This is a genomic window from Aeromicrobium sp., from assembly GCF_047607065.1.
Lineage (GTDB): Bacteria > Actinomycetota > Actinomycetes > Propionibacteriales > Nocardioidaceae > Aeromicrobium.
Window position 1 is genome coordinate 1 of sequence record NZ_JASGDU010000050.1, and the last position, 22799, is coordinate 22799.

Consider the following 22799-nt stretch of genomic DNA (forward strand, 5'->3'; position numbering starts at 1 on the left):
CGGTACACGGCTCGATGGCGTTACCCTCCCCGTCGAGACCGTCAAACTCATACTCGACCGGCTCACCCGCAGCACCAACACGAATCGACCGATCCACCGAATCGTCGTAATCACCATCATTATTGACATCGATCTGCAACAAATGCCCGCCGAAAAAACTATCGCCGAGGTCATAGGAAAACGTACCCGCAGACGTCGACGCGCTGGTAGGAGTGAAATCGAAATCATCGGCTGTCAAGGTCGTCGGATCCACCGGATCGGGCTTGATGACCTGGGTTCCGGCGGCCCCGTCGACCCAAATGGGTGCCGTTACCGGCAGGTCGTCGGCCGGCTCCTCGAAGAACAAGCGGTACGGATCGGCGCAACTCATGTCGAGGGCGGGGTCCGTTTGCTCCTTGGACTTGTAGGACGGCGTGCACTCCAGCCCGCCCGAGGTGCCCGCAGGCAGACCCATAGAGTTGGCGACGATGGTGGAGTTGATGCCGTTGTAGTTGAGCAAACGCAGCGAGTACTGGTACCCGGTGTCGTTGAGCATCCAGAAGTTGACGGCGCGGGCAGAACTCTGGTCGATGTTGTAGGTCTCCACCCAGACGCGGCCGGTGATCTCACTGACCCCGGTCGGGAGCGTGACGTTCTGCGGGTTGCCCGTGAAGGAACCCGGGTTGCCGTCCCAGACGGTGAAGGCCCAGTAGTAGATCTCCGTCGGTTCAGAGACGGTCCAGACACCCGCTTCGCCGGCACCGACCTGACGCACGGCCGTCATCGATGTGGAGTTAGCCGCCGCAGTCTCCGTCTCGCCATTCGGCTTGGTCAGGGTGACTTGGGCTGAACCGCCCCCCCAGAACTGGATGTACTCGCCCTCCTCCACGTATGCGTAGAAGGTGATGTTCCCATCGATCTGGTAGCCGCCGCCGTACGTTTGCGGCGAGATATTGGTCCAGATCCCGGCAGCGTTGGCACCGGTGGCACCGAGACCGACGAAGGCGGCAATCGTCACCAGTGCGAGCACAACGACATGTCGCACGAGGCCGAATACGCGATGGGGCATGGAGAAGTCCTTCGATTAGGGCACACCTACAAGCGGACGTCCGAGACGCCACCGTGGCAATCGTACCCGGTTCAGCCTCATCACCTTCTTCAGGAATTCTCATCGCTCGCGGGGCCGTGACCGCGCGCAGCGGCCCGGTCAGGGTGGGTGCTCATTTCGAGGCTCGGCCGCAAGCGGCCTCACACCTCAATGAGCGGGAGCCGGCCGGTCCCTGGGGTGCGAGCGCAGCGTATTCGAAGGGACCCGCCATCGCAGGCTTCGAGGCTCGCTCGTTCCTCGCTCGCACCTCAGCCAGCGGGACCTGCTGGCGGACCTTCTAGCTCGCCAGGCCGAGGCGGTCCATGCGGGCCGCGTGCGCCTCGGTCAGCCGGGTGAACATGCGGCCGATGGCCGCCAGATCCATACCCGGTGAGTCCACCCCGCCGACGAGCAGCGCACTGAGCTCGTCGCGCTCGGCCACCACCATCTGCGCCTGGCTCAGCGCCTCGCCCATAAGCCGCCGACCCCACAGCGCAAGACGGCCGCCCACCGTCGGATCGATGACGATGGCCCCGCGCACGGCATCCACGACGAACTCGCTCGACCCCGTGCCGCTCATCGCATCGAGTACGAGCTGGCGCGTGCCGGCGTCGAGGAAGGCGGCGATCTCGCGGTAGAAGTCCGCAGCCAAGCCATCGAAAACGAACGCCTTGACCAGACCCTCCAGCCAATCGGCCGGGGCGGTCTTGCGGTGGAACGCCTCGAAGGTCTCCGCGAACGGCTCCATGCGCGCATACGGATCCTCGCCGAGGGCCACCAGGTGATCGCGCAGCAGCCGGAAGTGCGCGAACTCCGAGGCCGCCATCGCCATGATCTCGGCCTTGGCGGGCAGGTCGGGGGCCATCGCGGCGTCCTCGGCCAGGCGCTCGCAGGCGCTCATCTCGCCATAGCTGAGCAGACCGAGCAGTTCCACGACGCCCGTGCGGTACTCGGGGTCGTCGAAGGCGGGATTCGGGGTGGTGACCGGGGTCGATTCGGCATCGCTCATAGTGTTCGCAGCGTAGCGCGCACCGCCGATTTTGCGGCGAATGCGGCCTCAGGCGCTTGTCGCGGTAGACTAGCCCTGCCCGTTCGGGCGGTATCTGGGTCGTGAACTCATCGGACGACGTTGTCTGCACCATCACGACACGCTTCGATTCATCCCGTTCCACCCTTTTTTGAGATTCGAGAAGACACTGACCACGTTCACCGACTTGGGCGTGCAGCCCGAGATTGCCGAGGCGCTCGCCGCCGACGGCATCACCAGCCCGTTCCCCATCCAGGAGATGACCCTCCAGGTCGCGCTCGCCGGCACCGATCTCATCGGCCAGGCCCGTACCGGCACCGGCAAGACGCTCGCGTTCTCCATCCCGCTGATCCAGAACGTCCTGACCCCCGGCGATGCCGGTTACGACGAACTGGCCGCCCCGCCCGGCAAGCCGCAGGCGCTCGTCATCGCGCCCACCCGCGAGCTGGCGCTCCAGGTGGCCAGCGACATCAAGCTGGCCTCGAAGAACCGTGGCACCCGAAACCTGACGATCTACGGCGGCGTGCCCTACGAGCCGCAGTTGGAGGCGCTGGAGGCCGGCGTCGACATCGTCGTCGGCACGCCCGGCCGCATCCTCGACCTGGCCAACCGCGGCTCGCTCGACCTGGGCTACGTGCAGTGCCTGGTGCTCGACGAGGCCGACGAGATGCTCGACCTGGGCTTCCTGCCCGATGTCGAGGCGATCCTCGCCAAGACGCCCGGGAGCCGCCAGACGATGCTGTTCAGCGCCACCATGCCCGGTGCCATCGTGTCGCTGGCGCGCAAGCACATGCGCCATCCGATGAACATCCGCGCCGAGAGCGCCGAGGCCAACCAGACCGTGCCGGCGACCTCGCAGTTCGTCTTCCAGGCGCACGATCTGGACAAGCCCGAGATCGTCGCCCGCATCCTGCAGGCCGAGGACGCCGGTCAGGTCATCGTGTTCACCCGGACCAAGCGGCAGGCCCAGCGGCTCGCCGACGACCTCGCCGAGCGCGGGTTCTCGGCGGCTCCCCTGCACGGCGACATGGCCCAGGGTTCGCGCGAGAAGGCCCTGCAGCGGTTCCGCGAGGGCAAGGTGACGACGCTGGTCGCCACCGACGTCGCCGCGCGCGGCATCGACGTCGCGGGCATCAGCCACGTCATCAACTACACGTGCCCCGAAGACGACAAAACCTACGTGCACCGTATCGGTCGCACGGGGCGCGCCGGGCTGAGCGGCGTCGCCGTGACCTTCGTCGACTGGGCCGACGTGCAGCGTTGGAAGCTCATCAACAAGACGCTCGACCTGCCCTTCGACGAGCCGCAGGAGACGTACTCGAACTCCGAGCACCTGTACCACGATCTCGGCATCCCCGAGGGCACGAAGGGCCGGCTCACCCCGGCCGCCCCGCGCGAGGACAAACCGAAGAGCGGCGGCGGACGGGGGCCGAAGGCCGGCCAGGGCAGCGGCCGTCGGCATTCAGGCAGCCAGCAGAGTCGTGACGGGGAGGCAAAGGCCGGGGGTTCGGGCAGCAGCCGGAACCGCCGCCGTCGCCGTACCCGCAGCGGTGCCCCGGTGCAGGCCGGCGAACCCACCGCCTCCTGAGAGCTACGGGGTTCCGCCGATAGGCCCGCTGGCTGAGGTGCGACCGAGGAACGAGGGAGCCGGGTCCTGAGGTGTGAGGCCGCCTGCGGCCGAGCCTCGAAGGGCGAAGCCTGCGGTGGTGGTCATTTCGAGGCTCGCAAGCTCGCGCCTCAATGACCGGAGTCCACCTATCCGCGCACGTTCTACGGGATGACGATCTCCATCTCGCGGATACGGGGACCGAAGTCGCGCTTGTTGCCAGTGACGAAGCGGTCCGCGCCGGCCACAATCGCCGTAGCCAGGTGGATCGCATCGGGCGTCTTGAGCCGGTAGCAACCTCGCACGGTGGCGGCGACCTGGGCGATCTCCCGTGTCACCGGGAGCAGGCGCATCCGACCCAGCAACCGATGGAGGCGCGGACCGTACGGCTCCCCCACGCCCGGAACCTGGGTCTCCGTGACCAGGAGAACCGATCCGATCGCCCCCGACGACTGCGGCATCGACGACCGGAGCGCCTCCACCAGCAGGTCACCGCGCCGGTCCTCCTTGCTGGCGTAGATCAGCACGTCGGCATCGAAGGCGTCCATCACCAGGAGTCACGATCACGCCGCAGCGCCTCGACCAGTTCGTCGGCCGTCGGCCCCTCGCCGGACTGAGCGGGAGGGAGCGGTTCATCCCACGCCGGAGCCATCTCGACCGCCAAACGGCTGGCGGCGTACATGAGATCCGCCGTGCGGTCGGACCACGAGGCCGGTTGAACGAGCCGCGCGGCGGGTCGACCGTGACGGGTGATGACGACATCTTCACCCCGTTCGACGGCATCGAGCAGCGCCGCCAGATTCGCCCGAGCCTCGCTCATCGTATGTACAGCCATGTACATCACCGTACATCGCAGGCGAGGCTCAAGCCAGGAGTTGAGCGGCGATCTCGCGGTAGGCCTCGGCACCCTTGTGGTTCTTCTGCGTGCCGAGGATCGACCGGCCGATGGCGGGCGCCTCGGCGAAGCGGATCGACTTGGGGATCGCCGGGGAGAGGATCGGCAACTCGTACGTCGACCCGATGGCCTCCACCACGGCCTGCGCGTGCCTGGTGCGCCCGTCGTACATCGTCGGCAGCACGCCCCACACGGTCAGGCCGGAGTTGATGAACTGCTGCACGTCGGTGACCGTCTCCAGCAGTTGACCCACACCGCGGTGCGCCAGCGTCTCGGCCTGGAGCGGAATCAGCACCTTGTCGGAGGCCGACAGCGCGCCGACGGTCAGCACGCCGAGCGTCGGCGGGCAGTCGATGAGGACGAAATCGTAGTCGCCGGCCACCTTGTCCAGCGCAACCCGGAGCCGCTGCTCGCGCCCAGTACGGCTCACCAGACCTTCCTCGGCCTGCGTCACGGTGATGTTCGACGGCAGCAGGTGGACGCCATCGTCGGTGACGACGATGGCGTCGGTCGCGCGATGAGTGCCGAGCAGCACATCACCGACGGTGACGTCGAGGTCCTCGGGATCGATGCCGAGCGAGAAGGTCAGGCCGCCCTGCGGATCGAGGTCGACCAGCAGCACCCGCTGTCCGCGCTCGGCCAGGGCCACGCCGAGGGAGGCGACGGTCGTCGTCTTGCCGACCCCGCCCTTTTGGTTCACCACGCTGATCGTCGTCGTCACGCGCGCCATGGTAGCTCGTGGGACAGGTGCGGCATGCTGGACCACATGTCTTCTCGTGCCCTCGTGACCGGTGCCACCGCCGGCATCGGCAAGTCCTTCGCCTTCGCCCTCGCCGCCCGCAGTGACGATCTCGTCCTCGTCGCCCGCGACGCCGCACGGCTCGAGTCCATCGCCGCCGAGCTGCGCGCCGCACACGGTGTCGAGGTGGACGTGTTACCCGCCGACCTGACCATCGAGGAAGACCTGGCCCGCGTGGCCCGTGCCGTCGCCAGCACCGAACGGCCGGTGGACCTGCTGGTCAACAACGCCGGGTCCTCGCTGGCGGGCTGGTTCGGCACCACCGAGATCACCGACGAGGACCGGCAACTCGACCTGCTCGTGCGCGCGCCGATGCACCTCATGGATGCCGCGATCAAGGCCATGTCGCTGCGGGGGCACGGCGCCGTCGTCAACGTCACCAGCGTCGCGGCGTTCACCCCGCGCGGCGCCTACTCGGCGCACAAGATCTGGCTGACGAACCTGTCGCAGTGGGCCGACTGGCAGTACGCAGCGCAGGGCGTCCGGGTCATGGCGCTCGCGCCGGGCTTCACCCGGACGGAGTTCCACCAGCGCGGCAACATGGACGTCTCCGGCGTGCCCCGGTGGATGTGGCTCGACGCCGACCGGCTCGTGGCCGATGCCCTGCGCGACCTCGACCGCGGCAAGTCCCTGTCGATCCCGAGCAAGCGGTACAAGGTGCTGTCGCTGCTGGCGCGTCACGCCCCGACCGCGCTCGTGGCGCGAGCGGCCAAGCGGGGGCGCTGAATGAGCATGCCCCGCACGCTGACGATCCCGGCCGGGGTCGAGGCGACACGGATCGAGACCGAGCGCGGCTCCTTCGCGGCCCACATCGCGCCCGTGCCGGACGCCCGCAGTCACGTGCTGCTGGTGCCCGGCTGGACCGGCAGCAAGGAGGACTTCACACAGGTCCTGCCGCACCTGGCGGAAGCGGGCTTCTCGGCGACCGCCTATGACCAGCGCGGGCAGTTCGAGACCCCTGCCGACGCCGGGGACGACTTCTCGCTGCCGGGCCTGGCGGCCGACGCCGCTGCCGTCGCCTGGGCGGTGGCAGACGGCCCGGTCCACCTGCTCGGGCACTCCTTCGGCGGCCTCGTCGCGCAGAACGCGGTGATCGAGCACCCCGGCCGCTGGCGCAGCCTGAGCCTGCTGTGCACCGGACCGGCGGCCCTGGGCGATTCGGACGTCCGGCCGCTGCGCCGCATCGTCGAAGCCCTGGACACCATGCCGCTGGCCGAGGTGCACCGGGTCCTCTCGGCGAGCCTGGCCACGCCGCCGACGCCCGAGATCGCCGACTTCATGCGGCACAAGTTCCTCAGCAACTCCCCGACCTCACTGCGGGCCATGACGAGGCACCTGCTGGAGGCACCGGATCGGATCGCCGAGGTGGCGGCGACCGGCCTGCCGGTGTGGGTCGGCTACGGCGCGAAGGACGACGCCTGGCCGCTGGAGGTCCAAGGCGACATGGCCCGACGTCTCGGCACGGCCCCGGTGGTGCTTCCGGGCCTCGGCCACTCCCCCGGCGTCGAGGGTCCCGCTGCCCTCGCCGCCGCCTGGCTGGAGTTCCTGACCGCTCACTGAGGCAAGTGCTGATTTATTCGGGTTGTGTGCCGCCTGCCGGTCCCTGAGGTGCGAGGAGCTTGCGACGAGCCTCGAAGGGACTCAAACCGTAACTCATTTCGGTAGTGGTCATTTCGAGGCTCGCAAGCTCGCACCTCAATGACCGGCTCCGCCTATCTACAGGATCTCTTCGCCGAGCAGGCGGGCGAACTGTTCGGGGTCGGTGAGGTTGGCACCGAGGCAGAAGGCCGCGTTCTTGCCGGTGCCGTGATAGTCGCTCGACCCGGTCGTGACGAGGCCGAGGTCGGCGGCGATGGCGCGCAGGCCACGGCGGGCAGGCTCGTCGTGATCGTTGTGATCGACCTCGATGCCGTCCAGGCCCGCCTCGGCCAGCAGCGCGAAGGCCTCGGCCGTGAGCACCCGGTCGCTACCGCGTGACCACGGGTGGGCGACGACCGCTTTGCCGCCGGCGGCCTTGAGCAGCCGCACCGTCTCGACCAGAGGTGCCGCGTAGCGGTCGACGTACGCCTTACCGCCGGCGTTGAGCCAGCCGTTGAAGGCCTCGTCGCGGTCGGCCACATAGCCCTTGGCGACCATCGCGTCGGCGATGTGCGGTCGCCCGGAGGCCGCCGCGTCGCCCGAGTATGCCGCGACGTCCTCGGCGGTGATGACGATGCCGTGCTCGGCCAGCCGGGCGAGCACCGCCGGCAGCCGGCTGTCGCGCCCGTCCAGCACCCGCCGCAGCTCGGCGACCAGCGGCTCGTGGTCCGGATCGAACTCATAACCCAGCAGGTGCACGCTCTCACCGCGATAGCGCGTGGAGATCTCGATGCCGCGCACCAGCCGGATACCCGCCCGGTCTGCCTCGGCCTGCGCCTCGGCCCAGCCCGTCGTGGCATCGTGGTCGGTCAGGGCGACGACGTCGAGCCGGGCGACCTCGACCGCATGGCGCACCAGCTCGGACGGGGTATCGGTGCCGTCGGAGCGGTTCGAGTGGGTGTGGAGGTCGATGCGCATGACGCCAGGCTAACGCCGAGGACCGACCGTTTCGGCCTGTGTCGCCGGGACATTCCACCGCACGACGGCCGGAAGGCCGCGGTCGTCGCCCAGTTCGCTCCACGTCGCGGTGTCCAGCAGCAGATGGCGTCCCTCGGCCACCGGCAGGCCGAGCCAGCGGGCCGCCAGGGCGCGGCCGGCGTGACCGTGGGTGAACACCAGGGTCACGCCGCCGCTCTCGCGCACCCGTGCCACCACCCGGTCGAGCCGCGCCGCCACCTGCTCGGCGTCCTCGCCGCCGGGGGCCGGGTGGGTCCAGATCGTCCACCCCGGCACGTCCTCGCGGATGCGCGCGGTCGTCACGCCCTCGTACGCGCCGTAGTCCCATTCGGCCAGATCGGCGTCGAGGACCGGATCGGCGAAGCCCGCCAATTCCGCAGTGTTCCGCGCGCGCAGCCGGGGGCTGCACAGCACCGTGTCGACGGCGAATCCGGCCAGCACCGGGGCCAGCGCCCGCGCCTGATCCTCACCGAGCGGCGTCAGCGAGACCTCGGTCGTCGAGGTGTGCCGGCCCGTGCGGCTCCACTCGGTCTGGCCGTGACGGACGAGGATCAGGCGGGCGGACTGCATCGGTTCAGCGAGGAACGAGCGCCCACAGGTCGAGGTCGAGCAGCACGCCGGGGGCGTACTTGCCGTCCTCGCCGCGCAGCGTCATGGATTCGTCGCGGCCCTTCGTAGCGACGAGACGCAGCCGCAGCGCGCCGACGCCGGGAGCATCTGTCTCGGCCTTGTCGAGCACCTCCGACCAGGCGTACACCGTGTCGTCGGCGAAGGCCGGGGCCGTATGCGAGCCGCCGTTGATCGCCGCGATGAGCTGGGCATTGGCCAGGCCGTTGAACGACAGCGCGCGGGCCATCGAGATGATGTGACCGCCGTAGACGAGCCGGCGGCCGTCGGGGCGGGCCTCGGTGTTGAAGTGCACCTTGGCGGTGTTCTGCCACAGCCGCGTGGCCATCATGTGCTCGGCCTCGCTGAGCGTGACGCCGTCGACATGGTCGATCTTCTCGCCGATCTCGTAGTCGTCGAAGCGGTGCGGCTCGCCGGCGGCGGTGAAGTCGTAGCCGGTGAAGTCCAGGCCCGCCGGGACCGGCAGGTCCGCCGGTGCCACGACACTCGCCAGTTCAGGCACCACGGTCTCCGGCGCGGGCAGGCCCTGGTCCCGCTTGTGGACCATGACCCAGCGCGCCCAGTCCAGCGCGACCTCGCCGCGCTGGTTCGTGGCCGTCGAGCGGACGTAGACGACGCCGCTCTTGCCGTTGGAGTTCTGCTTGAGGCCGATGACCTCCGACGAAGTACGCAGCGTGTCGCCGGCGAGGACCGGCTGGTGGAAGCGCAGCTCGGCGTACCCGAGGTTGGCGACGGCGTTGAGCGAGACGTCCGGCACGGTCTTGCCGAAGGCGATGTGGAAGGCGATGAGCTCCTCGACCGGATGGGCCGACCCGTCGGTCGCGGCCAGGCCCACCGACGCGGCGAACTGCGCCGAGGACGGGATCGAGAACCGAGTCGGGTAGATCGCGCCGTAGACCGCCCGGTCGCCGTCGGTAACGGTGCGCGGCGTGGCGTGCTCGAAGACCTGACCGATCCGGAAGTCCTCGAAGAAATGGCCGGGGTTGGTCTTGCTCATGGGTCTCCTCACGGGCGGCGAACGGGCACCCCCAATCATCGCCGACGCCCTCGCTCTACCCTTCCTCGCCCCTCGCCTACCGGTACTGTGCCCGCATGGACCTCGGAGCGATCTTCAGCAGCGTCGACCCCAAGAAGCTGACCCAAGTCGTCGACCTGGTGTGGAACCAGAAGGACAACATCACCAAGAGCGCCGCGATGGCCGCAGACCTTCCCGACCTGATCCGCTCGCTCGCGAGCGGGCTGGAGGAGGCCGGCAAGCAAGCGCAGCTCGCCTCGGCCGCGCTCGTCGGCAAGGACGGCACCTCCGGTGCCACCACGCGGCTCAGCGGCAGCGCCCGCACCGTCTCGGGCATCTCCGAGGACATGGTCAAGGTCGTGGGCCTGATCTCCTCGGCGGTCGACCAGATCGAGAAGGTGCCGCTCATGGGTGCCCCGGCCAAGCAGCTCGGCAAGGCGGTCACCCTCGTCGAGGACACCACGGGCGGCCTCGGCTCGCTCGCCGACGACCTCGCGGCGATCTCCGACGTACTCGGCCAGGTCGGTCTCGCGCTCGGCAAGCTCGGCGACGCGCTCGACCGCTCCGGCAACGACACGAAAAAGTCCTTCGCCGCCTTGTGAGAGGTCCCGCCGGTCGGCGAGTCGGCCCCTGAGGTGCGAGGCCGCTCGCGGCCGAGCCTCGAAGGGACTCAACCGCAACTCATTTCGAGGCTCCGCTCATTCCTCGCTCCGCACCTCAATGAGCGGCATCGACCTCTCAGGCGGGTTGGTGGCGTCTGACGATCCGTATGACGGAGACGCCGGCGAGGGCGAGGAGCAAACCCAGGAACAGGTGGCCGGGCGTGATGCCCAGTCCCGTGCGCGGCAGGGCCGCTCCGGCCGTCGCGGTCGAGACCGTGGATTCATCGGAGGTGTAGGACCCGCCCAACGGGTCGATACCCGTCGCGGTCGCCACATTGTCGACGCTGCCACGCCGTACGTCGTCAGTCGTGATCGTGTAGTCATCGGCCGTGACCGTCTGCACCTGTCCCGGTGCCAGCGTGAACCCAGTCGGCGTCAACCCCGTGACCAGCGGATCGACCACCGAGATGCCGGTCATCGTCACATTGCCGGTGTTCGTCACCTCGAAGGAGTAGGCGATGGTCTCGCCCGCGTCACCCAGGCCACTGCCGTTAGCGTCGTGCAGGGCGGCGGCCTTCACGATCGTCAACTCCGTGACAACCTCAGGGGTGTCGACAGTGACGACATCCGGCGGGGACGTGACCTCCCCGCCACCAGGACGCAGACCAGTCGCGGTCGCGGAGTTCAGGACCTTCCCGGCGAGCACATCGGCCTCGGTCACCGTATACACATCAGCGGTCACCGCCTGGTCCTCACCGGGCGCGAGCGTGAAACCCGACGGCGACAGACCCGTCACCCGCGGGTCGGTGACGGACAGATCCGTCAAGGTGACGTTACCGGCGTTGGCCACCGTGAACGAGTACGTGATCGTCTCCCCCACATCGGCCACACCATTGCCGTTAGCGTCGTCATGGTCGGCGGTCTTGTCGATGACCAGGCTCGGCGTGACGAGCGTCGTCGTCGTGGTCGTGGTATCCGGCGGCGAAACGACCGGATCGTCATTCGGGTCAACACCCGACGCGGACGCGGAGTTATGCACCCACCCGGCGAGCAGGTCGGCCTCATCGACCGTATACACGTCAGCAGTCACCGTCTGGCTCTCACCCGGCTCGAGCGTGAACCCCGACGGATCCAGGCCCGTCACCAGCGGGTCGTCCACCGAGATATCGCTCACGGTCACATTGCCGGTGTTCGTCACCACGAACGAATACGTGATCGTCTCGCCCGCGTCGGCCGTGCCGCTCTCGTCGGCGTCATCCAGGACAGCCGTCTTCTCGATCAGCAGCTTCGGCGTCACCGGCGGCGTCGGTGTCGTGGTCGTCGACTCCGGGGACTCGACCGGATCGCCGCCCGAACTGGTGCCCGTCGCGGTCGCCGAGTTGTGGATATCCCCGGCGAGCACGTCGGCTTCGGTCACCGTGTACGGATCAGCGGTCACCGTCTGGTTCTCGCCCGGCTCAAGGGTGAAACCAGTCGGATCAAGACCCGACACCCGCTCGTCGGCCACCGACACATCAGTGATCGTCAGATTGCCCGTGTTCGACACCTCGAACGAATACGAGATCGTCTCACCCGCGTCCGCCACACCATTACCGTTCACGTCGTCCAGGTCGGCGGTCTTCTCGACCAGCAGACGCGGCTGCGCCGGCATCGTCGTCGTGGTCGTCGTATCCGGATCAGACACCACCGAGTCGCCACCCGGCGTGGACCCCGTAGCCATAGCCGAGTTGTCAACCGACCCGGCCAGCAGGTCGGCCTCGGTCACCGTATACGGATCAGCCGTCACCGTCCGACTCTCGCCCACCGCCAGATCAAAACCCGACGGAGACAGCCCCGACACCAACGCATCGACCACCGACACGCCGCTCAACGGCAGCCCGCCAGTGTTCGTCACCTCAAACGAATACGCAATCATCTCACCCACGTCAGCCAGATAGTTACCATTCGTGTCATCCAAGATGGCCGTCTTGTCAATGGCCAGACCCGGCAGCGGCACCGTCAACGTCGCCGTACCCGGCAGATTCAGACCGGCCACATCACTGATATTGCTCGGACCGTTGGCATACACATGCCCCGGCGTGGCATCCAACGGGACCAACACATCGATCTCGGCCACACACGACGACTGCCCCGCCGTCAAGTCACCCGTCAGGCTCACCGAAGCGTCACCGGCCGCGCCGCCGACGACACTATTCGCACACGACGACGAGAAATCCGGCGTAGGAGCGACTGTCAAACCCGCCGGCAACGTATCCGTAAACCCCCACCCTGCCTTCGCCCCCAACTCCGACGTATTCGTCACCGTAAACCGCAGCCGCGCCTCCGTCCCCGGAACACCACTACCCGCAACAAACTCCTTATCCAACTGCGGCGACACATCCAAGACCTTGATGTCGTCGATGGCGCCGTCATTACCCGCAGCGGTGGCCGTCATGTTGCGCATCTCGATGCCCAACTCATCACCGGAGAACAAGAACGCACTGTCGGCCGTCAGAGTGGCAGACATGTAATAAGGGCCCGACGGGTTGTTCGACGTACCCGTGTTGACGTACCCCGTACACGGGTCCAGATCGGTCGCGCTGACCCGGTGCTTCTCGGTTCCATCGACGAGGAAGAACCGCATCACGGGATGCGCCGCCCAACAACTGGTAGCCGCAGCGTTGACCGAGAACGAGATGAACCGGTTCTGCGCCTCGATCGGCAGGGGCGCGGTGGTCGCGAACTGGACAACGTTGCCCGGGTGAGGAGAGCCGCTCGTGTAGGCCGCGAGGACGTGGTTGTCCGCCACCGGATCGGTGCCGTTCAATGTCCCCAGGGTGGTGGCCAAAGTACGCAGCCCGTCTTTCGCGGAAGTATTTCCCGTGGGGACACCGACGGCCTCCATCGCGGCGTTGGTCGAGTTCCCGTCGTAGACCAGCCCATTCCAGCGCGCAGGCGTGTCCCACGGGTAGTCGGCCGTGTAGGTCTCGCCGTTCTGGCCCACGTAGCCACCCGAACCCGTGTCGACCAGCGGGACCACCTCGCCGGAATCCAGACCGCTCTCGAAGTCCTCATGCCACAGCTCGACGGGATCCGACGGGGTCCCCGGACTACCGGGCGCAGCGGAAACCGGAGCCACGACGGCCCCGACCACCATGACCAGCGACCCACCAACGAGCGCAGCCGCGAGACTCAGAGGGGCAAGACGGCACGTTCGAGACATAGACACTTTTCCCATTCACAGGCAGAACAAAGCAGCGACACAAACGCCGCCGCACCCGCCAGCCTAAAAGCAGACCCCCCCCCGTCAAACCACCGGCGAGAACGTCTCCGCAGAGTGATGGTCACGGTCGCCACCACAACCTTGACCCATCACTCTGCGTCCCCCTCAGAGTCCCTTGAGCTTGCGGCCGACTTCGCGCCGGGCCTCGTTCATGGCGTCGCGCTCGCGGATCGTCTGGCGCTTGTCGTAGGCCTTCTTGCCGCGCGCCAGGCCGATCTCGACCTTGGCGCGGCCGTCCTTGAAGTACAGCCGCAGCGGGACCAGCGTCAGGCCCTTCTCGCTCAGCTTGCGTTCGATCTTGTCGATCTCGGTGCGATGCAGCAGCATCTTGCGCCGCCGCCGGGACTCGTGGTTAGTCCAGGTGCCCTGGGCGTACTGCGGGATGTGGACCTGCAGCAGCCAGGCCTCGCCGCGCTCGATCTCGCCGAAGCCGTCGACGAGCGACGCCCGGCCCTCCCGCAGGCTCTTGACCTCGGTGCCCATGAGGACCAGACCGGCCTCGAAGGTGTCCTCGATGTGGTAGTCGTGGCGCGCCTTCTTGTTCTGGGCGATCAACTTCAGGCCGGTCTCCTTGGACATGGAGCCATTCTCGCACCCCGGCGCGCGTTCTCAGAGGATGCGCTGACTGAGGTGCGTAGGCCGCTTGCGGCCGGAGCCTCGAAGCCTGCCGCAGGCGGGGTCCCTTCGAGGCTCGCAAGCTCGCACCTCAGGGACCGGCTTCGCGTTCTTATCCGATCCAGTTGGCGGGGTTGGTGTGCGAACCGTTGACGAGAACCATGAAGTGCAGGTGACAGCCCGTGCTCGATCCCGTCGTCCCGACGTAGCCGATCACCTGACCACGCGACACATGCGAACCGGCACTGACCGCGAAGCGCGACAGGTGGTTGTAGGTCGTAACGATGTTGGCCCCGTTGATGACCCCGTTATTGAGGATCACCCGGTTGCCGTAGCCGCTGTTGTAGTACTGGCTGATGACCGTGCCATCAGCCGCCGCCAACACCGGCGTACCACAACTCGCCCCGAAATCCATGCCGTCATGCATCTTGTAGCGTCCCGAAATCGGGTGGACCCGGTAGCCGTAGGGCGACGTGATACGGACCGAACTCAACGGGTAGGAGAGTTTGCCGCCACTGCTGCTGCCGCCACCGCCGCCGCCACTGCTGCCGCCACCGCTGCTACTGCTCTTATTCTTATTGGCGTTGGCCAGTTCCTGCTCGGCGAGCTGGCGCAACTGCGTCTCCAACGAGTTGCGCTCCGCCTCCAGCGCGGCGATCGAGGCGGCATCCTCTGCCACGGCGGCATCGGCGGCCGACTTCGCGGCGCTGTTGGTCGAGACGAGTTGCGCGACCGCAGCCTCCTGGGCCGCAGCCTGCTGCTCCAGCGCGGAGATCGAAGCGACGTTGGCGGCCGCCTCGTCCTTCTGCGCCTGCACCTGGTCGCGGAGGTCCTGAACCTTCTGCTCGTTGATGTCGAGCATGACGCGGTCGGCATCGAGCGAGTCGAGCTTGCTCAACTGCACATCGGCAATGGTGCTGTTGACGCTCATCTGCTCCAGGAAGTCCGACGGCTCCTGGCCGAGCAGCAACTGACCGAAGGCCCGCAGGCCGGGGTCACCGGCCTGCACCTGCTGCACCGAGAACTCCGCTACTTCGTCGGAGGTCTCCTCGACCTTGCGCTCGCCCTCGGCGAGATCGGCCTCGGCCTGCGCGAGATCTGACTCGGCTTGCGCGAGCTGCGCCTGAACCTGCGCGAGATACGCCTGCGCGGCGACCAACTGGCCGCGCAACGACCCGAGTGTGGCCTGCGCCGAGGCCAACTGTGCCTGCGAGGCCTGCAACGCCGCCGCCGCATCGGCCGCCGCCGCGCTCGACTCGTCGTAGGACTGCTTGGCCCCGTCGATCTCGCTGTTGACGCCGTTCTTCTTGTTCTCGAGATCGTTCTTGGACTCGGCCAGCGAAGGTCCCGCCAGCGCCGCGATCAGGGCAAACGTCACCGTGAAGGCGGTCATCATCGTGCGGAAGGTGGACTTCATGGGTAAACCTCGACCCTCGGGGGGGAAACTCGCGCCGCTGCGGCGACGAACCAGCGTCGGATACCGGTGACTTAGGCGTTGGCGTCGAGTCTAGGTGACCGAACCAACCCGCCGGGGGACGACACTCCCTCCCCCGGTGGGCAATCGCAGATCAGACGTTGAGGTACTTGCGGGTCAGCAGCAGCGTCGGAATGAGCGCCAACGCCATAGCCAGCAGCGTCGTCCAGCCCATGACGACGAGAGCCTCCTGCCAGCGGACCCAGGTGGTGAAGTCACCGAGTCGCTCGCGCAGATAGTTGTAGACGACAAACCCCATGAAGGCCGTCAGGCCGAGGGCCGCCAGCGCTGCCGAGATGAGCGCCGCCACCAGCGATTCGAGCAAGAACGGCAACTGCACGTGCCAACTGGAGGCACCGACGTAGCGCATGATGCTGATCTCGCGGCGCCGCGCGTGAGCGGTCATGCGGATCGTGTTGGACACCTGCAGCACCGCAGCGAGGATCAGCACGAACGACGTGCCGAGCGCGGCCCACCGCAGGCTGTTCAGCATCGTGAACAGCGGGCCGAGCAGATCGCGCAGGGACAGGACGCTGTTGACGCCGTCCATGCCGCTGACCTGGCTCACCACCCCGTCGAACTTCTCCGGATCCTTGAGCGTGACGAAGTAGGACTCGGGGAAGCGGTCGGGGGTGAGCACCTCTAGCTGCTTGCGGCCGGTGTCGGACTGTCCGTAGAGGGCCTTGGCGCTCTCGTAGTTGTCCTGGGAGGTGCGAACCTCGAAGTCCTCGACCTCGGGGTTGTCGCGCAGAGCCTCCTTGATCGCCTCCTTCTGGGCGTCCGAGGCCGCACCGCCGATGCAGGTCTCGGCCTTGGAGGTGTCGGTACACAGGCTGACCTGCAGCTGCAGGCGGTCGCCGAAGTAGTTCTCGGTGCGGTCGGCCTGCGCTTGCATCAGCAGGCCGAGCGCCGCGAGGAAGAGCGAGACGCTCATGGTGACGACCAGCGAGATCGTCATGGACTTGTTGCGGGACAGGCTGCTGCCGAGTTCCCTCAGGGTGACATTCATGCGGGCCTCAACTCTGGTAGCCGTAGATGCCGCGAGCCTCGTCGCGCACGACCCGGCCATCGTCGAGTTCGATGACGCGCTTACGCATCTGGTCGACGATGGAGGAGTCGTGGGTGGCCATGACGACGGTCGTTCCTTCGCGATTGATCTGGTCGAGCAGTTTCATGATGCCAACGCTGGTGCCCGGGTCGAGGTTTCCGGTCGGCTCGTCGGCGAGGAGGATCTTCGGCCGGTTGACGAACGCCCGCGCCACCGCCACGCGCTGCTGTTCACCGCCGGACAACTCACCGGGCATGCGGTGACCCTTGCCGTCCAAGCCCACCAGCTTCAGCGCCGGGACGAGCAGTTCCTCGATCTCCGAGCGCGACTTGCCGATGACCTGCAGCGCGAAGGCGACGTTCTCGTTGACCGTGCGGTTGGGCAGCAGCCGGAAGTCCTGGAAGACCGTGCCGACCTGGCGGCGCAGCTTGGGCACCTTCCAGCTCGACAGCTTGTTGATCTCCTTACCGGCGACGAACACGCGGCCGCTGCTCGGGCGCTCCTCACGCAAGATCATGCGGAGGAAGGTCGACTTGCCCGATCCCGAGGCACCGACGAGGAAGACGAACTCGCCCTTGGCAATCTCGAAGTTGAGTCCGTCGAGCGCCGGGCGCTTCTGCCCGGGATAGGTCTTACTGACGTGGTCGAAGCGAATCACCCGTCGAGTCTAGGCAGAACACACCAGCGCGTCCGACGCCACCTCGGCAGGGCCGGGCAGGCGCGGGCGGCCCGGCAGGGTGGCCCGCCGGTAGGATGGCCGTCGTGGAGAGCCTGCAGCCTGCCGACCAAGCACCCGATCGCAACCTTGCCCTGGACCTCGTCCGGGTCACCGAAGCCGGGGCGATGGCCGCCGGCCGCTGGGTGGGGCGCGGCGACAAGAACGGTGCCGACGGCGTCGCGGTGGCCGCGATGCGCACCCTCATCAACACCGTCGAGATGAATGGTGTGGTCGTCATCGGCGAGGGTGAGAAGGACGAAGCGCCCATGCTGTTCAACGGCGAGAAGGTCGGCGACGGCAACGGCCCGGAGTGCGATGTCGCGGTCGATCCCATCGACGGCACCACCTTGACCGCCAAGGGCATGCCGAACGCGATCAGCGTCATGGCGGTCGCGCCGCGCGGCACCATGTACGACCCGTCGGCGGTGTTCTACATGGAGAAACTCGCTGCCGGCCCCGAGGTGGCCGACGTCGTCGACATCCGCCTGCCGGTGGCCGAGAACATCGACCTCATCGCGCGCACCAAGGGCGTCTCCCACAGCGACGTGACGGTCTGCATCCTCGACCGGCCGCGCCACGCCGGACTCGTCGACGAGGTCCGCGCTGCGGGGGCGCGCATCAAGTTCATCACCGACGGCGACGTGGCCGGTGCCATCAGCGCGGCCCGCCCGGAGACCGGCGTCGACCTGCTGGTCGGCGTCGGCGGCACGCCGGAGGGCATCATCACCGCCTGCGCCATGAAGGCCCTCGGCGGCGTGATCCAGGGCAAGTTGTGGCCCACCGACGACGACGAGCGCCAGCGCGCCATCGACGCCGGCCTCGACCTGGACCAGATTCTGCACACCGACGATCTGGTCACCGCTGACGACTGCTTCTTCGTCGCCACCGGTATCACCGACGGCGAGTTACTCGAGGGCGTCCGCTACACGCGGGGCCGGGCCGTCACCGAGTCCATCGTCATGCGCTCGCGCAGCGGTACGATCCGCAAGATCCACAGCGAGCACCAAATCACCAAACTCAAGGCCTATTCGACCATCGACTACGAGCACTGAGGCGGTGCTATGAGCAGCACGTCTGCGACTTCGATCCAGGTTTCCGACGAACTCTTCGCGAGCCTTCCGTCGGGGATCGACATCTGTCACCAGAGTTTCGGCGACCCGTCCGATCCGGCGGTGCTGCTCATCATGGGTCTCGGCGGGCCGATGGGCTGGTGGAACAGCGAGTTCTGCACCCGCCTGGCCGAGCGAGGCTTCTTCGTCATCCGGTACGACAACCGCGACACCGGCCGCTCGACCAAGGCCCGGCAACACGTTTTGGGACGCACTGACCTGGTGCGCGCGTTCGTCGGGCTGCCGCCGGTCCGGCTGGGCAAGATCGACCTGGCGGCGAGGGCGCCGTACTCGATCAGCGATCTGGCCGAGGACGCCACCGGACTACTGGACGCCCTCGACCTGGACGCCGCGCACGTCGTGGGCGTGTCGATGGGCGGCATGATCGCCCAGACCCTCGCCATCGAGGCACCCGAGCGGGTGCTGAGCCTGACCTCGATCATGTCGACAACCGGGCGGCGCACCGTAGGCTGGCAGGATCCAAGGCTGCTGCCGAAGTTGCTCAAGCGCAGCGAGCCGACCCGCGACGCCTATATCGAGCACGCGATCGCCACGGCCGAGCTGATCGCGTCGCCGGCGTTCCCGCCCGACCGGGAGGCATCGCGGCTGCGGGCCGAGACCACCTACGACCGCGGCTGGAGCGCCAGCGGGGTCGTGCGGCAGATGATGGCGATCCTCACCCAGCCTGACCGCACCGAGGCTCTCGGCGCGCTGACAATGCCGGCCACGGTCATCCACGGCACGGCCGACCGTCTGGTGCATCCCTCCGGCGGCAAGGCGACCGCCGAGGCCATCCCGGACGCCGAGTTGCACCTGATCGAGGGCATGGGCCACGACCTGCCCCCGGAGTTGTGGGACACCCTCATCGACGCGATCACCGCCACCGCCGCCCGCCGAGCCGCTGGCTGAGGTGCGGTCCCTGAGGTGTGAGGCCGCCTGCGGCCGAGCCTCGATGGGGCCCACCCAGCCAGCGGGACCTACTGGCGGAATCTCTCAGCGGCGTAGCGGGGTGCCGTCGGCAGCGGGGAGCTTGCCGGTCGCGATGAGGATGACGTCGACGAGCGACCAGACACCGAGACCGCCACAGGTCAGCAGTTTCACGATCCCCAGGCCTGTGTAGCCGAGGTAGAAACGATCCACACCCCAACCACCGGCCAGGATCGACAACACCAACGCCGTCGTGAACTGCTTCTCACTGGCCTGCGCGAACAACCCCGGCACCTCGGCCGCAGCAAACCACCCGCCACCATCGAACGACACCAGCGTCTGCGCCACCACCTGCCCCGACCCAGCCAAACTCTGCAACCCGGCCGCATCGTACGGACCCGACGTGCGCCCCATCACCGACACCACATACGACCCCTCCGGCACCCGCACCACAGGAATCGACGGCCGTTCCCGCACAGGTGCCCGCATCACCAGCAGAACGACCAATGCGCCCGCCAAGGCGAGCAGGAAGACAAGATCTCGCAACAGGTCCTGGAGAGGAATCCCTCCCCCACCCCGGTGCCACCAGAGATATCCCTCGAAGTACCAATCGAGGTCGAAGAAACCGATAGACAAAGGAGTATTCATCAAGCGCCACATCAAAGGCAAAACAAGCATAGGCCAGAGAAAGGCCTGCCACACAGCAATACCGATCAGCATGAACGGAACGCGACGCACATGCCCCGTCCACGCCAACGCCAACCCGGCGAAACCCACCACGTTCACTGCCAGCCAATCAAAGAACACGATCCAATTTGACAGGTACAGAGAGTAATCCGACTCCGAGTAATCAGTCTCGGAAATCACCCTCGCCGTATCGACGGCCCTGACCAGGCACCACGCCACCATCGGCAGGCCGACCACCGTCAACGCCACCCGCATCCCCGTCGTCACTCGACGCTTGCCCGCCACCAACTCGTCCTCAGTCATGGCGCAGATTCAAGCCCCCCCCCGCCGACCGTCAATGGGGACAACTCCCCCGTGACCCGCACCGCGCCACGACGACGAAGGAGCAACCTCGAAGGGACCCCGCCCACGGCAGGCTTCGCCCTTCGAGGCTCGGCCGCAAGCGGCCTCACACCTCAGGGTCCGCTCCTTTCACCTCAGGGACCGGGGGTGGCTGTCCGCGCAATGCTCTAAGGTTCCCCTTATGAGCGACAACATCGAATGGCGCATCGAGCACGACACGATGGGCGAGGTCAAGGTCCCGGCCACCGCCCTGTACCGCGCCCAGACCCAGCGGGCCGTCGAGAACTTCCCGATCTCCGGCACGCCCATCGAATCGGCGCAGATCAAGGCGCTGGCACAGATCAAGGCCGCCTGCGCCACGGCCAACGCCGAACTCGGCATCCTCGACGCCGACCTGGCCGCCGCCATCGTCGCGGCCGCCGAAGAGGTCGCCTCCGGCGTCCACGACGCGCACTTCCCCATCGACGTCTTCCAGACCGGCTCGGGCACGTCGAGCAACATGAACACCAACGAGGTCATCGCCACGCTCGCCAGCGCCTCACTCGGCCGCGAGGTACACCCCAACGACCACGTCAACGCCTCGCAGTCGAGCAACGACGTCTTCCCGACCTCGATCCACGTGGCCGCGACCGCCTCGGCCACGCACGAGTTGCTGCCCGCGCTCGACCACCTGGCGCAGAGCCTGGAGCGCAAGGCCGGCGAGTTCGCCGAGGTCGTCAAGTCCGGCCGCACGCACCTCATGGACGCCACCCCGGTCACCCTCGGCCAGGAGTTCGCCGGCTACGCCGCGCAGGTCCGCAAGGGCATCGCCCGGGTCAACTCCGCGCTTCCTGCGGCGGCCGAGGTCCCGCTCGGCGGCACCGCGGTCGGCACCGGCATCAACACGCCCAAGGGCTTCCCGCAGCGGGTCATCGCGATCCTCGCCGAGCGCACCGGCCTGCCCATCACCGAGGCCACCGACCACTTCGAGGCACAGGGCGCGCGCGACGGCCTGGTCGAGCTGTCCGGCCAGCTCCGCACCATCGCGGTGAGCCTGAACAAGATCTGCAACGACCTGCGCTGGATGGGTTCGGGCCCCCGCACGGGTCTGGGCGAGGTCAACCTGCCCGACCTGCAGCCCGGATCGAGCATCATGCCCGGCAAGGTCAACCCGGTGCTGCCCGAGGCGACCCACCAGGTCGTCGCCCAGGTCATCGGCAACGACGCGGCCATCGCCTTCTCGGGCGCGACGGGCAACTTCGAGCTGAACGTCATGCTGCCGGTCATCGCCCGCAACCTGCTGGAGTCGATCCGGCTGCTCGCCAACGTCTCGCGCGTGCTGGCCGACCGCTGCATCGACGGCATCACCGCCAACGTCGAACGCTGCCTGGAGCTGGCCCAGTCCAGCCCGTCGGTCGTCACGCCACTCAACCGCCACATCGGCTACGAGAACGCCGCCGCCGTGGCCAAGAAGGCCGTCAAGGAGCGCAAGACGATCCGCCAGGTGGTCGTCGAGGAGGGCTACCTCGAGCGTGGCGAACTGTCCGAGGCCGACCTCGACGCCGCCCTCGACGTGATGAGCATGACTCACCCCTGAGGCGGTGCCCCTATCGGGGCCGGCCCTCCGGGACGACGAGCGGCGTTCCCGTCACCGGGTCGTCGATCACCCGGCACGGCAACGAGAAGACCTCCTCGACCAACGCGGCGGTCACCACCTCTCGCGGCGTACCCTGAGCGACGATCTCGCCGTCCTTCATCGCGATGAGATGGGAGGCGTACCGGGCCGCGTGGTTGAGGTCGTGGAGCACCGCCACGATGGTGCGCCCCCGCGCATTGAGGTCCCGCAGCAGTTCGAGCAGGTCGATCTGGTGGGCGATGTCCAAGAACGTGGTCGGCTCGTCGAGCAACAAGATCGGCGTCTGCTGGGCCAGCGCCATCGCCACCCACACCCGCTGACGCTGACCGCCGGACAACTCCTCGACCAATCGGCTCGACAGTTCGGCGACCGAAGTGGCCTCCATCGCCTCGACCACCGCCGCTTCATCGCGTTCGGTCCACTGACGGATGAGTTTCTGATGGGGAAAGCGACCGCGCGCCACCAGGTCGGCGACCCGGATGCCGTCGGGGGCCAGGGCGCTCTGCGGCAGCAATCCCACCCGGCGAGCCACCTCCTTGGCCCGATAGGAGCCGATGCCACGGCCGTCGAGCAGGACCGACCCGGCCTGCGGCGTCAGCAGGCGCGCCAGCACCCGCAACAGAGTCGACTTCCCGCAGGCGTTCGGCCCGACGATGACAGTGAACGACCCGTCGGGAATCGTCACCGACAGGTCCTCGCCGACGGCCTTCGGGCCATAGCCGAACGTCGCCGACTCGAGCCGCAGACCTACACGATCGGACATGTCCGTC

The 22799-nt window shown here is 67.6% G+C and carries 22 protein-coding genes; 7 read left to right on the forward strand and 15 right to left on the reverse strand.

Annotated features, from left to right (window positions below; genetic code table 11):
- On the reverse strand, positions 1–1048 hold a 1048-nt coding region (locus QM597_RS08195; protein ID WP_415004386.1), incomplete at its 3' end, for a hypothetical protein.
- A gap of 316 nt (positions 1049–1364) precedes the next feature.
- The gene (locus QM597_RS08200) at positions 1365–2075 is read right to left on the reverse strand and encodes a ferritin-like fold-containing protein (RefSeq protein ID WP_415004387.1); all 711 of its coding nucleotides are present in this window, start codon (positions 2073–2075) and stop codon (positions 1365–1367) included.
- Between the two features lie 169 nt (positions 2076–2244).
- Between QM597_RS08200 and QM597_RS08205 the strand changes: the two genes are divergently transcribed.
- Positions 2245–3681: a DEAD/DEAH box helicase gene (locus QM597_RS08205; protein WP_415004388.1), complete on the forward strand. Its 1437-nt coding sequence runs from the start codon at positions 2245–2247 to the stop codon at positions 3679–3681.
- A 182-nt stretch (positions 3682–3863) separates the two neighbouring features.
- Here the strand turns inward: QM597_RS08205 and QM597_RS08210 are convergent, their stop codons facing one another.
- The 3 genes from QM597_RS08210 to QM597_RS08220 are packed head-to-tail and all read right to left on the reverse strand — an operon-like array spanning position 3864 to position 5324.
- Positions 3864–4247, reverse strand: coding sequence for a type II toxin-antitoxin system VapC family toxin (locus QM597_RS08210; protein WP_415004389.1), 384 nt, complete (start codon positions 4245–4247; stop codon positions 3864–3866).
- Positions 4247–4534 carry a type II toxin-antitoxin system Phd/YefM family antitoxin gene (locus tag QM597_RS08215; RefSeq protein WP_415004390.1) on the reverse strand — a complete coding sequence of 96 codons (288 nt, stop codon included), beginning with the start codon at positions 4532–4534 and terminating at the stop codon, positions 4247–4249. Before QM597_RS08215 ends, QM597_RS08210 begins: the two co-directional genes overlap by 1 nt.
- Positions 4535–4562: 28 nt before the next feature.
- Complete coding sequence (locus QM597_RS08220; RefSeq protein ID WP_415004391.1) at positions 4563–5324, reverse strand: ParA family protein; 762 nt, start codon at positions 5322–5324, stop codon at positions 4563–4565.
- Between the two features lie 36 nt (positions 5325–5360).
- Between QM597_RS08220 and QM597_RS08225 the strand changes: the two genes are divergently transcribed.
- Both QM597_RS08225 and QM597_RS08230 read left to right on the forward strand, forming a co-directional pair.
- On the forward strand, positions 5361–6119 hold the full coding sequence (locus QM597_RS08225; RefSeq protein WP_415004392.1) for an SDR family NAD(P)-dependent oxidoreductase: 759 nt from the start codon (positions 5361–5363) through the stop codon (positions 6117–6119).
- Positions 6120–6953 (forward strand): alpha/beta fold hydrolase, encoded by an 834-nt coding sequence (locus QM597_RS08230; RefSeq protein ID WP_415004393.1) that lies wholly within the window; start codon positions 6120–6122, stop codon positions 6951–6953. It abuts the gene before it with no gap.
- 156 nt (positions 6954–7109) lie between these two features.
- On the opposite strand, the gene QM597_RS08235 is transcribed toward QM597_RS08230, so the two are convergent.
- The 3 genes from QM597_RS08235 to QM597_RS08245 are packed head-to-tail and all read right to left on the reverse strand — an operon-like array spanning position 7110 to position 9612.
- A complete protein-coding gene (locus QM597_RS08235; protein ID WP_415004394.1) occupies positions 7110–7949 on the reverse strand; it encodes a PHP domain-containing protein in 840 nt (279 codons plus the stop codon).
- A gap of 9 nt (positions 7950–7958) precedes the next feature.
- Positions 7959–8558 (reverse strand): histidine phosphatase family protein, encoded by a 600-nt coding sequence (locus QM597_RS08240; RefSeq protein WP_415004395.1) that lies wholly within the window; start codon positions 8556–8558, stop codon positions 7959–7961.
- Positions 8559–8562: 4 nt separating this feature from the next.
- Entirely contained in the window at positions 8563–9612 is a 1050-nt protein-coding gene (locus QM597_RS08245) for a MaoC family dehydratase (RefSeq protein WP_415004396.1), read from the reverse strand.
- 95 nt (positions 9613–9707) lie between these two features.
- Here QM597_RS08245 and QM597_RS08250 point away from each other — a divergent pair, with 95 nt between their 5' ends.
- Positions 9708–10232: a hypothetical protein gene (locus QM597_RS08250; RefSeq protein ID WP_415004397.1), complete on the forward strand. Its 525-nt coding sequence runs from the start codon at positions 9708–9710 to the stop codon at positions 10230–10232.
- A 136-nt stretch (positions 10233–10368) separates the two neighbouring features.
- On the opposite strand, the gene QM597_RS08255 is transcribed toward QM597_RS08250, so the two are convergent.
- The 5 genes from QM597_RS08255 to ftsE form a co-directional block, all read right to left on the reverse strand.
- On the reverse strand, positions 10369–13368 hold the full coding sequence (locus QM597_RS08255) for a hypothetical protein (RefSeq protein WP_415004398.1): 3000 nt from the start codon (positions 13366–13368) through the stop codon (positions 10369–10371).
- Positions 13369–13599: 231 nt separating this feature from the next.
- Positions 13600–14073 (reverse strand): SsrA-binding protein SmpB, encoded by a 474-nt coding sequence (gene smpB / locus QM597_RS08260; protein WP_415004399.1) that lies wholly within the window; start codon positions 14071–14073, stop codon positions 13600–13602.
- Between the two features lie 148 nt (positions 14074–14221).
- Positions 14222–15526, reverse strand: coding sequence for a M23 family metallopeptidase (locus QM597_RS08265; RefSeq protein ID WP_415004400.1), 1305 nt, complete (start codon positions 15524–15526; stop codon positions 14222–14224).
- A gap of 151 nt (positions 15527–15677) precedes the next feature.
- Entirely contained in the window at positions 15678–16592 is a 915-nt protein-coding gene (ftsX, locus tag QM597_RS08270) for a permease-like cell division protein FtsX (RefSeq protein ID WP_415004401.1), read from the reverse strand.
- Between the two features lie 7 nt (positions 16593–16599).
- Positions 16600–17289: a cell division ATP-binding protein FtsE gene (gene ftsE, locus QM597_RS08275; protein ID WP_415004402.1), complete on the reverse strand. Its 690-nt coding sequence runs from the start codon at positions 17287–17289 to the stop codon at positions 16600–16602.
- A 95-nt stretch (positions 17290–17384) separates the two neighbouring features.
- Here ftsE and glpX point away from each other — a divergent pair, with 95 nt between their 5' ends.
- Entirely contained in the window at positions 17385–18401 is a 1017-nt protein-coding gene (gene glpX, locus QM597_RS08280) for a class II fructose-bisphosphatase (protein WP_415004403.1), read from the forward strand.
- 9 nt (positions 18402–18410) lie between these two features.
- Positions 18411–19367: an alpha/beta fold hydrolase gene (locus QM597_RS08285; RefSeq protein ID WP_415004404.1), complete on the forward strand. Its 957-nt coding sequence runs from the start codon at positions 18411–18413 to the stop codon at positions 19365–19367.
- An 84-nt stretch (positions 19368–19451) separates the two neighbouring features.
- Here QM597_RS08285 and QM597_RS08290 read toward each other — a convergent pair whose 3' ends face one another.
- On the reverse strand, positions 19452–20375 hold the full coding sequence (locus QM597_RS08290) for an NINE protein (RefSeq protein WP_415004405.1): 924 nt from the start codon (positions 20373–20375) through the stop codon (positions 19452–19454).
- Between the two features lie 220 nt (positions 20376–20595).
- On the opposite strand from QM597_RS08290, the gene QM597_RS08295 reads away from it, so the two are divergent.
- Positions 20596–21990: a class II fumarate hydratase gene (locus tag QM597_RS08295; RefSeq protein WP_415004406.1), complete on the forward strand. Its 1395-nt coding sequence runs from the start codon at positions 20596–20598 to the stop codon at positions 21988–21990.
- Between the two features lie 10 nt (positions 21991–22000).
- Here QM597_RS08295 and QM597_RS08300 read toward each other — a convergent pair whose 3' ends face one another.
- Positions 22001–22792, reverse strand: coding sequence for an ABC transporter ATP-binding protein (locus tag QM597_RS08300; protein ID WP_415004407.1), 792 nt, complete (start codon positions 22790–22792; stop codon positions 22001–22003).
- Positions 22793–22799: the final 7 nt, after the last annotated feature.